Here is an 8,537-nt window from a genome sequence, read left to right on the forward strand (position 1 = left end):
GCCATGACCCCGTATATCATTCCGGGGCGGTTTCCGGCAGCGGCGCGCTATCGGGCACCGCACTGGCATCCTTGGCCTTGCCCGGTACGCCCAGGCCCGGCCCGTACATCGGCACAACCGGCTCCTCGCTCACGCGCCCGTGCAGCGCCTCGATCTCCGCCTTGCGCTGCTTGAGGTACAGGTCGCGATAGGTGCCATAGGGATCTTCCTGCGCGCGAATGTCGGTGATCCGCTCGTCGAACGCGGCACGTTCGCCTATTTGGCGCAGGATATTGGCAGGGATGACAAAAGTCGGCCGGTTGAACGGGCTACCCAGCGCCATGGGCGCAACCACACCATCGACGCCATAGCCGACCAGATCGCGCAACGTCGTCGGCCCGATCACCGGCAGATACATATATGGCCCCGGCCCGACCCCGTAAAAGCCCAGCGTATTGGCCAAGCCATTGGGCCGATAGGGCAGATGGAAGGGCTTGCGCTTGGCCACGTCGAACAGGCCGACAAAGCCCAGCGTCGAATTGATCGCGAACCGCCCCGCCGTCTCCGCCGCCTTGCCGGGCTTGAGCTGCAGCAGATAGGCCGCAAACACCACCGGCTCCTGCAGGTTGGAAAAGAAGTTGCGCAATCCCTTGCGCAGTGGCCGGGGCACGTCCTCATTATAGGCTTTCGCCACTGGCCCCACGACATTCTTGTCCACCGACTGCACCGCCTCGAAGCTCTTGGCGTTGATCTCTTCGAGCGGATCGCCCTTAGGCGGCGCGCGGTCGCCGGTCACGACGATGTCCTGAACCTCATCCTCCGCCTGCACGGGCGGCGCGGCCGGTGCCGTTTCCACTACCGGCTCGGCCGATAGCTGCGGCGCAGCCCCGGCCTGCGTCCCGATCAACATCATTCCTGCGGCAACGCCCGACAGCAGCATAATTTTATCCTGATAGCGGCACGCGCCCCCCTCTCCCATGAGCAGGGCCGACCCGATGCCTTGACGTCTCGGTGATCGCTCGCCCGTATGCCGTCCCTCTTGCGGCTAGGGCCAGCGTCGCTTGCGGTCAATAGTCTCGATCTGCAACCGGTCGCGGCGATCATCCCCTTCATCACACTTTATTACATTTTTCTTCCTGCGACTCGTTTGCAATTGAGAGTCGTTCGCGATATGCGATCATCCTTATCTCAGCAGGACCAGTCCCCATCCCGATGCACGGAACCGCCCGCATCCCTTCGCAAAAGAAAAAGAGCGCCAAGGCGTTCTGGCTCAAGCAATTGCACACCTGGCACTGGGTCAGCTCGGCGATCAGCCTCATCGGCCTGCTGCTCTTCGCCTTCACCGGCATCACGCTCAACCATGCCGCCGACATCGAAGGATCGCCACAAACTGTCGAAAAAGCGGCGACCCTGCCCGCCAACCTGCGCGCCCAGATCGCCCCCGACGATCAGCCCGACGCCAAGAAACCCCTGCCGGCCCCCGTCGCCGCCTGGATCGAACAGGCCGTGGGCCAGCGTGGCACCGGCGAGGCCGAATGGTCCGCCGACGAAATCTACCTCGCCTTGCCCCGCCCCGGCGGCGACGGCTGGGTCTCGATCGACCGCACCGACGGCACCGTCACCAGCGAAGCGACCAGCCGCGGCTGGATCAGCTATCTCAATGACCTGCACAAAGGGCGCAATGCCGGGACCGTGTGGAAATACTTTATCGACATTTTCTCGGTCGCCTGCTTCCTCTTCGCCCTGACCGGCCTCGTCCTGCTCCAGCTTCACGCCAAGAAGCGGCCTTCCACTTGGCCGCTGGTCGCCGCGGGCCTCGCTCTGCCCGCCATCCTCGCCATCATCTTCATTCATTAAGGGGGACTATCCATGCAGATCCGCTACCGCCTGGCCCTGACCGGCACGGCTGCGCTCGGCGCGGTGGGCACGCTCGCCGCACCCGCCACCGCGCAGACGCTGAACCTGTCGGTCGCCATTCCGCGCCTCTCGGTCGCCGAATATCATCGCCCCTATGTTGCCATCTGGATCGAGAAGGAGGGCGCAACCCCGCGCAGCCTGTCGGTCTGGTATGATTATGACATGAAAAATGGCGAGGGCACCAAATGGCTGCGCGACGTGCGCCAATGGTGGCGCGCCTCCGGCCGCGCGCTCAAGCTGCCCGCCGATGGCGTCACCGGCGCAACCAAGGCACCCGGCGACCATAAGCTCAGCTTCACCGCAGGCAAAGGCCCGCTGGGCGCGCTTGGCCCCGGCAACTACACGCTCTTCATCGAGGCCGCGCGCGAAGTCGGTGGCCGCGAAGTCGTCCGCCTGCCCTTCGCCTGGCCGCCAAAGCCCGGCGCGACCGTCAAGGCGCAGGGCAGCACTGAACTGGGCGCCGTCGCCCTCACCTTCGGCAAATAAAGGGGATTGGACCATGAAAGCCACATATCTGATCGCGGGCGCGCTTGCCGCCCTGATGCTGCCCGCCACCGCGCAGGCCCATCGCCAATGGATGCTGCCATCGTCCACAACCCTGTCGGGCGACGAGAGCTGGGTGACGGTGGACGCTGCCATCTCCAATGACGTTTTCTACTTCGAACATTTCCCGATGGCGACCGACGGCATCGCCGTGACCGAACCGGACGGCAGCACCGGCAAAATCGAAAACGCCGCCAAGGGCCGCTATCGCTCGACCTTCGACGTGCATCTGACCAAGCCCGGCACCTATCGCATCGCCAATGTCTCGACCGGCGTGATGGGCAGCTATATGCTGAACGGCAAGCAGGAACGGCTCCCGCGCGGCACGACCAAGGACAAGCTGGCCAGCGTCATCCCGGCTGGCGCGACCGACGTGCAGACCGCCGAAATGTCCAACCGCAACGAGATTTTCGTGACATTGGGCGCGCCGACCACGACCATCTTCAAACCCACCGGCACCGGCATCGAAATGGTCCCCGTCACCCACCCCAATGATCTGGTGTCGGGCGAAGCGGCGACCTTCCAGTTCCTGCTCGACGGCAAGCCTGCGGCCGACCTCAAGGTCACCGTCATCCCCGGCGGCATCCGCTATCGCGACGCGCTGGGCCAGATGGACCTGACCGCCGACAAGGATGGCAAGGTCGTCGTCACCTGGCCGGAACCCGGCATGTATTGGGTGAATGCCAGCATCGGCGGCGGGCGCGAAGGCGGCCCCGGCGGCCCCGGCGGCATGGCTGGCCCCGGCGGGATGGGCGGTCCAGGCGCAGGTGCGCCCGGCGCAGCGCCCACGCCCCCGGCACGTCCCGCTGGCCCACCCCAGCGCCGCGCCGCCTATGTCTCGACGCTCGAAGTGCTGGCCCCCTGACGGTCGGCATCCGCATCGCCATCCCGCCCGGCCTGTCGCCCGACCTGTTCGTCGGGCGACAGCGGACGGGCCGCGTCACGACGCTCGGCGGCCCGACCATGGGCACCAGCTGGTCGGCGCATATCGTCGATCCGCCCGCTGGCTGCGCGGAAGAGATCGAAGCGGTGCTGGCCCGCATCATCGCGCAGATGAGCAATTGGGCGCCGGACTCGGTCATCAGCCGCTTCAACCGCGCCCCCCTCGGCACCTGGATGCCGCTGCCCGCCGACATGCTGACCGTCCTGCGCGCAGGGCTCGCCATGGCCCGGCTCTCGGACGGCGCCTTCGATCCCGCCATCGGCCATCAGGTCGACCAATGGGGCTTCGGCCCCGCCATCCTCCCCCGCCCGGACGATGCGCCATCGACACCGCCCTGGCAGGCGATCGAGATCGACGGCGATCAGGCCCGCCGCCTTGCGCCCGTAGCGCTCGACTTTTCCGGCGTCGCCAAGGGGTTCGCCGTCGATGCCGTCGCCGCCCGCCTGCGCGCCATGGGCCTCGCCAACTTCCTCATCGAAATCGGCGGCGAATTGCGCGGCGAAGGCATCAAGCCCGACATCCAGCCCTGGTGGGTCGATGTCGAATCGCCCCCGGACCTGACTATTCCGGTCCTGCGCGTCGCCCTGTCTGGCCTGTCGGTCGCGACCTCAGGCGACTATCGCCGCTACCGCCTGGAAGATGGCCGCCGCCTCTCGCACAGCATCGACCCGGCCAGCGGCACCCCCGTCGCAACCGGCGTCGCCTCGGTCACCGTCCTGCACGACAGCGCGATGCACGCCGACGCCTGGGCCACCGCCATCACCATCCTCGGCCCCGCAAACGGCATGGCCCTCGCCACCCGCCACGCCCTCCCCGCCCGCCTGATCCTGCGCACCGACACCGGCGCGCAGGAACATATGACGCCGAAATTGGCGGCGATGCTGGAGTGATAAGGGGAGCCGCAGCACATCGCCTGGGGCTAGTCGATTACCCCTCTCCCCCGTGGTGGAGAGGGCTGCGCAGACTTGGCAGCTTGCTGCCTAGTCGAAGCTGGGTGAGGGGGCACAGTCTACTGGCGTTGCTCCCCATAACCGCCTTCCTCTTGCATTCCTGACACGGCCGGGGCACCCGCCGGGGATGCACACAGAGACTGATCTGGAAACCACCCTATTGGGGCCAGTCCTGCCCAATCGGACCTGCGGCGATTGCACGGCCTGCTGCACCATCCTCACCGTGGATACGCCCGATTTCCAGAAGTCGGCCGACATCCCCTGTATTCACCTCGCTGCGCAGGGGTGCAGCATTCATGCCGAACGCCCGCACATCTGCCGGACATGGTTTTGCGCCTGGCGCAGGATCGCGAGCCTGCCCGATGCGGCCCGCCCGGACCGATCCGGCATATTGGTGTCGCTCGATTTCGTCCGCGAACCGCGCAACTGCTTCGAAGGCGTCTCGATCATGGTCCGCATGGAGCCGGGCAGCGCCGCGATCACCAATGGCATGGCCGCCACCATCCTCGACGCCCTGTGCGATCAACTGATACCCGTCTGGTTCAGCGACGGGTCCAGAAAGATGCTGATGCACCCCGACGATAACGTCGCCAGCCTCGTCCTGTCAGGCGACCCCGCGCCGGGTTACTTGAAGGAAGAAGTGGCGGCTTGGCGAGAGCGATACAGCGCGTTCGCGAGCAAGGGGTAGTCGCGGGCGATTTGCGGCATTGAGTGATTTGCCGTCAGGCAGCTTAGGGCAATCCGTTACATAATGCCGACACGACTCGATCACCGACCACGTCGAATGTCACGGATATTACGCCGCACCCCGCGTCCATTCCCTGAGGAAGATCATGATATTCCACCCATTCACGCCCAGGCCGTTCACTTTGGACAAATTGCGCCTCAACCAACTTCTGGCCTTGTTCGGACATGCTGTAGGCATAGTATCTGTAGTAATTAGATACACCCTCCCATCCTTCGGGCAGTTTGGCAGTCGCCTCAATTCTGTCCATGATATAAGCGCGCCTTTGCTGCTCCGACGAACCGCAATTTGTCAGCACAAAGAGACATAGGACTGTCGTGAAGCGGTGCATCGCTACAGCCTATCGAAGCAAAGTCCATCCGTATATCATAACCGGCCGATACGCCGCCTCATTACACACATGTCCGAACATCGGTGCCCCGCTTCAACCCCACACCCCTTCCAATGTAGGATTTTCTCTGGTCTATCCTGATGGATGACGCCCACGGCCCCTTCCAGTCCCCCTATCCGCTCCCCAGACACGTCGCGTCGCCGACGCGTAGGGGACGCGTGTGTGTCGCGTCACCGTCGCGTCGATGATACACAGGTGGCACGTCGCGACCGCTTCGGCGATACGATTGACGCAAATTGCTGTGCAATGGCCCGACGACGGTGTGAACTTCGCGGCGTGACCCTCATGGCGCGTCTTGTATGCCTGAAAGCCCATACCGACCGGACTCAACGCCGCGCCGAATCCCGTCAGCCGGTCGCCCCACGCGTTCCCACCGAGATCAAGCAGAGGCCACCCTCACACGCTGTCGGCGCACCCCGGACCAGTGTCCGCTTCGCTGACCGCGTCGCTTCGCTGCTGCAGGGCGGCGGCGAAAATCCAGCAGCGTATCGCACTGGCGAGATTGGGCGGATCGGCGGCCTTCATCCGCATCACGTCGATCTGCGCAATGAGGGCGTTGATGGGCAGGTTCGCCCGCTTCGCCGCATCTCGCAGCGCATCCCAGAAAATGGGTTCCAGGCTGATCGCGGTCTGATGGCCGGCGATCGTCACGCTCCGTTTGACCGGAGGGGCAAAGGGCGACCCCATTGGCCCTTCCGGGCCATCAACAGGGTCGCCAATGTCCATCAATACATATGCTGCCCGCCGTTGAGCGACAAGGTCGTGCCAGTCACAAAGCCCGCATCCTCGCTGCAAAGAAAGGCGACACCGCGCGCAATTTCACTGGCCTGGCCAAGGCGGCCGACCGGGATCTTGGCAACGATCTTTTCCAGCACGGCCGGGGGCACGGCGGCGACCATGTCGGTGTCGATATAGCCCGGCGCGATGGCATTGACGGTGACGCCCGCCTTGGCGCCTTCCTGCGCCAGTGCCTTGGTGAAGCCATGGATGCCCGACTTGGCGGCGGCATAGTTGACCTGGCCATATTGGCCTGCCTGCCCGTTGATCGACCCGATATTGACGATCCGGCCCCAGCCGCGCTCGCGCATGCCACCAAAGGTCGCCTTGGCCATGTTGAAGCAGCCGCCGAGGTTGATGCGCATGACTTCGTTCCAGTCGTCGAAGCTCATCTTGGCCAGCACGCCGTCGCGGGTGATGCCCGCATTATTGACGACGATGTCCACCGGGCCGAGCTGTGCGGCGACGGCAGCGCAACCATCGAGGCAAGCCTGATGATCGCCCACATCCCATTTGAAGGCGGCGATGCCGGTGCGCTCGGTAAAGGCCTTCGCCTTTTCGTCCTTGCCGCCATAATTGGCCGCAACGGTATAGCCCATGTCCCGCAACGCCAGGCTGATCGCCTCGCCAATGCCCCGCGTACCGCCGGTCACGATCGCTACTCTCGCCATATGCGCATCCTCTTCTTACCTAAGCGGGCTGGTCGATCCAGCCCGAAAGCTCTCGGCCGATCAGCCTCTGGTACAAAGTGATAGCGTCGGGCGTTGCATTTAAACAGGGTAAATAGGCAAATTTTTCGCCGCCTGCAGACCAAAAGGCTTCTTTTGCCCGCAATGCGATTTCTTCCAGCGTCTCCAGACAATCTGCGGAAAATCCGGGTGTTATGACAGCAATATTACGGACACCATCGCGCACCAATCCGGCAAGGGTTGCTTCGGTCTCCGGCTCCAGCCATTTTGCCCGGCCAAAGCGCGACTGGAAACTCATATGGACCGGCAGCGTCAGTGCTTCGCGCAGCAGGCGGACGGTCTTGACCGACTGGCAATGATAGGGATCCCCCAGATGCAAGGTGCGTTCGGGCATGCCATGGAAGCTCGCGAGAATGGCGTCCGGGGCGAAATCGAGCGCGGCGACATGCGTGTCGATCGCGGTCTTGAGCGCCGCGATATAGGCCGGGTCATCATGATAGGGCGGCAGAGTGCGGATGGCGGGCTGCCAGCGCATCGCCTTGAGCGCCGCGAAGGCTGCGTCATTGGCCGTCGCTGTGGTCGCGCCGCTATATTGCGGATAGAGCGGCGCGAGCAGGATGCGATCACAGCCCGCTTTCTTCATTGCCGACAGGCGCGAAGCGATCGACGGATTGCCATAGCGCATGGCCCAATCGACGGTGACGCCCGGCCCCATCGCCTGTTGAAGTGCCAGTGCCGTGTCGCGGGTATGGAAGGCGAGCGGCGATCCCTGGTCGGTCCACACCTGTTGATAGGCATGGGCCGATTTCTTGGGCCGGGTGGTCAGGATGATGCCGCGCAAAATCGGCTGCCACAGGATCGGCGGCAGTTCGACCACGCGGCGGTCGGACAGGAATTCGCCGAGATAGCGCCGCACCGATCCGGCGTCGGGCGCATCGGGCGTGCCGAGGTTGATGAGGAGGACGCCGACTTTGGGGGTCGGAATGGCGGGATGGTTGGGGGGCAGGGTCATATCGTGGCCAATAGCGGCAGGTTGCGCAAACGCTGACCTGTCCATGTGTACAATGCATTGGCGATAGCAGGCGCGACCAGCGGCGCGGCGAGATCGCTAACGCCGACGGGGGACGCGGTGCTGCGGATCAGTTCGACCGTCACTTCGCCGATATCGGCGAGGCGTGGCAAATTCATCCGGCCCAAAATCGCGCGGGTCGGCAGGCCCCGCGCATAAGGGACGGACGCCCCCATCGCGAAAGCGAGGCCGTAGATGAGGCCGCCCTCGACCTGCTGTCGGGCAATGTCGGGGTGGACCTGATCACCGACATCGACCGCCGCGATCATGCGGTTGACGCTCAGCCGGTCGCCGCGCATCGATGCTTCGACCATCACCGCCGCATAGCCGCCTTGCATGACGTGCGCGGCAAGCCCCTGCCCGCTGCCCGCTATGCCGCCCTGCCAGCCGCCCATCGCCGCCGCCGTCGACAGGCAATGGGCAAGGCGCGGATTGCCGCCCAGCATCTGGATACGAAAGGACATCGCCTCCATCCCCGCCAGATGCGCCAGTTCATCGACGAAACTTTCGGTGAAGAATGCGCCATGCAGATGC

10 protein-coding genes are annotated in these 8,537 nt (G+C 64.5%); 5 read left to right on the forward strand and 5 right to left on the reverse strand.

What is annotated here, in order from left to right; all coding sequences use genetic code 11:
- Window positions 1-16: 16 nt before the first annotated feature.
- Complete coding sequence (locus tag IL54_RS16060) at window positions 17-919, reverse strand: MlaA family lipoprotein (protein WP_076605522.1); 903 nt, start codon at window positions 917-919, stop codon at window positions 17-19.
- 272 nt (window positions 920-1,191) lie between these two features.
- Here IL54_RS16060 and IL54_RS16065 point away from each other — a divergent pair, with 272 nt between their 5' ends.
- From IL54_RS16065 to IL54_RS16085, 5 genes are all read left to right on the forward strand, one after another.
- A complete protein-coding gene (locus tag IL54_RS16065; RefSeq protein WP_037476864.1) occupies window positions 1,192-1,836 on the forward strand; it encodes a PepSY-associated TM helix domain-containing protein in 645 nt (214 codons plus the stop codon).
- A 12-nt stretch (window positions 1,837-1,848) separates the two neighbouring features.
- On the forward strand, window positions 1,849-2,382 hold the full coding sequence (locus tag IL54_RS16070; RefSeq protein ID WP_037476865.1) for a DUF2271 domain-containing protein: 534 nt from the start codon (window positions 1,849-1,851) through the stop codon (window positions 2,380-2,382).
- 13 nt (window positions 2,383-2,395) lie between these two features.
- Complete coding sequence (locus IL54_RS16075) at window positions 2,396-3,304, forward strand: DUF4198 domain-containing protein (RefSeq protein WP_037476866.1); 909 nt, start codon at window positions 2,396-2,398, stop codon at window positions 3,302-3,304.
- Window positions 3,305-3,402: 98 nt separating this feature from the next.
- Complete coding sequence (locus IL54_RS16080; RefSeq protein ID WP_037476867.1) at window positions 3,403-4,272, forward strand: FAD:protein FMN transferase; 870 nt, start codon at window positions 3,403-3,405, stop codon at window positions 4,270-4,272.
- A gap of 187 nt (window positions 4,273-4,459) precedes the next feature.
- Window positions 4,460-5,020 (forward strand): YkgJ family cysteine cluster protein, encoded by a 561-nt coding sequence (locus tag IL54_RS16085; RefSeq protein ID WP_037476868.1) that lies wholly within the window; start codon window positions 4,460-4,462, stop codon window positions 5,018-5,020.
- Between the two features lie 844 nt (window positions 5,021-5,864).
- Here the strand turns inward: IL54_RS16085 and IL54_RS16090 are convergent.
- The 4 genes from IL54_RS16090 to IL54_RS16105 form a co-directional block, all read right to left on the reverse strand.
- Entirely contained in the window at window positions 5,865-6,194 is a 330-nt protein-coding gene (locus IL54_RS16090) for a ribbon-helix-helix domain-containing protein (RefSeq protein ID WP_052027729.1), read from the reverse strand.
- On the reverse strand, window positions 6,194-6,916 hold the full coding sequence (gene phbB, locus IL54_RS16095; RefSeq protein WP_037476869.1) for an acetoacetyl-CoA reductase: 723 nt from the start codon (window positions 6,914-6,916) through the stop codon (window positions 6,194-6,196). The genes IL54_RS16090 and phbB overlap by 1 nt, the downstream gene beginning before the upstream one ends.
- A gap of 19 nt (window positions 6,917-6,935) precedes the next feature.
- Complete coding sequence (gene hemH / locus IL54_RS16100) at window positions 6,936-7,946, reverse strand: ferrochelatase (RefSeq protein ID WP_037476870.1); 1,011 nt, start codon at window positions 7,944-7,946, stop codon at window positions 6,936-6,938.
- A partial coding sequence (locus IL54_RS16105; protein WP_037476872.1) for a molybdopterin cofactor-binding domain-containing protein occupies window positions 7,943-8,537 on the reverse strand: 595 nt, incomplete at its 5' end. The genes IL54_RS16105 and hemH, both read right to left, overlap by 4 nt.

It is taken from the genome of Sphingobium sp. ba1 (genome assembly GCF_000743655.1).
Lineage (GTDB): Bacteria > Pseudomonadota > Alphaproteobacteria > Sphingomonadales > Sphingomonadaceae > Sphingobium.

Bases quoted from the DNA above. Each gene is read 5' to 3' on its own strand.
- IL54_RS16065 (WP_037476864.1), top strand. From the start codon at position 1,192: ATGCACGGAACCGCCCGCATCCCTTCGCAAAAGAAAAAGAGCGCCAAG.
- IL54_RS16060 (WP_076605522.1), bottom strand. From the start codon at position 919: ATGCTGCTGTCGGGCGTTGCCGCAGGAATGATGTTGATCGGGACGCAG.
- phbB (WP_037476869.1), bottom strand. From the start codon at position 6,916: ATGGCGAGAGTAGCGATCGTGACCGGCGGTACGCGGGGCATTGGCGAG.
- IL54_RS16090 (WP_052027729.1), bottom strand. From the start codon at position 6,194: ATGGACATTGGCGACCCTGTTGATGGCCCGGAAGGGCCAATGGGGTCG.
- IL54_RS16080 (WP_037476867.1), top strand. From the start codon at position 3,403: ATGGGCACCAGCTGGTCGGCGCATATCGTCGATCCGCCCGCTGGCTGC.
- hemH (WP_037476870.1), bottom strand. From the start codon at position 7,946: ATGACCCTGCCCCCCAACCATCCCGCCATTCCGACCCCCAAAGTCGGC.
- IL54_RS16085 (WP_037476868.1), top strand. From the start codon at position 4,460: ATGCACACAGAGACTGATCTGGAAACCACCCTATTGGGGCCAGTCCTG.
- IL54_RS16070 (WP_037476865.1), top strand. From the start codon at position 1,849: ATGCAGATCCGCTACCGCCTGGCCCTGACCGGCACGGCTGCGCTCGGC.
- IL54_RS16075 (WP_037476866.1), top strand. From the start codon at position 2,396: ATGAAAGCCACATATCTGATCGCGGGCGCGCTTGCCGCCCTGATGCTG.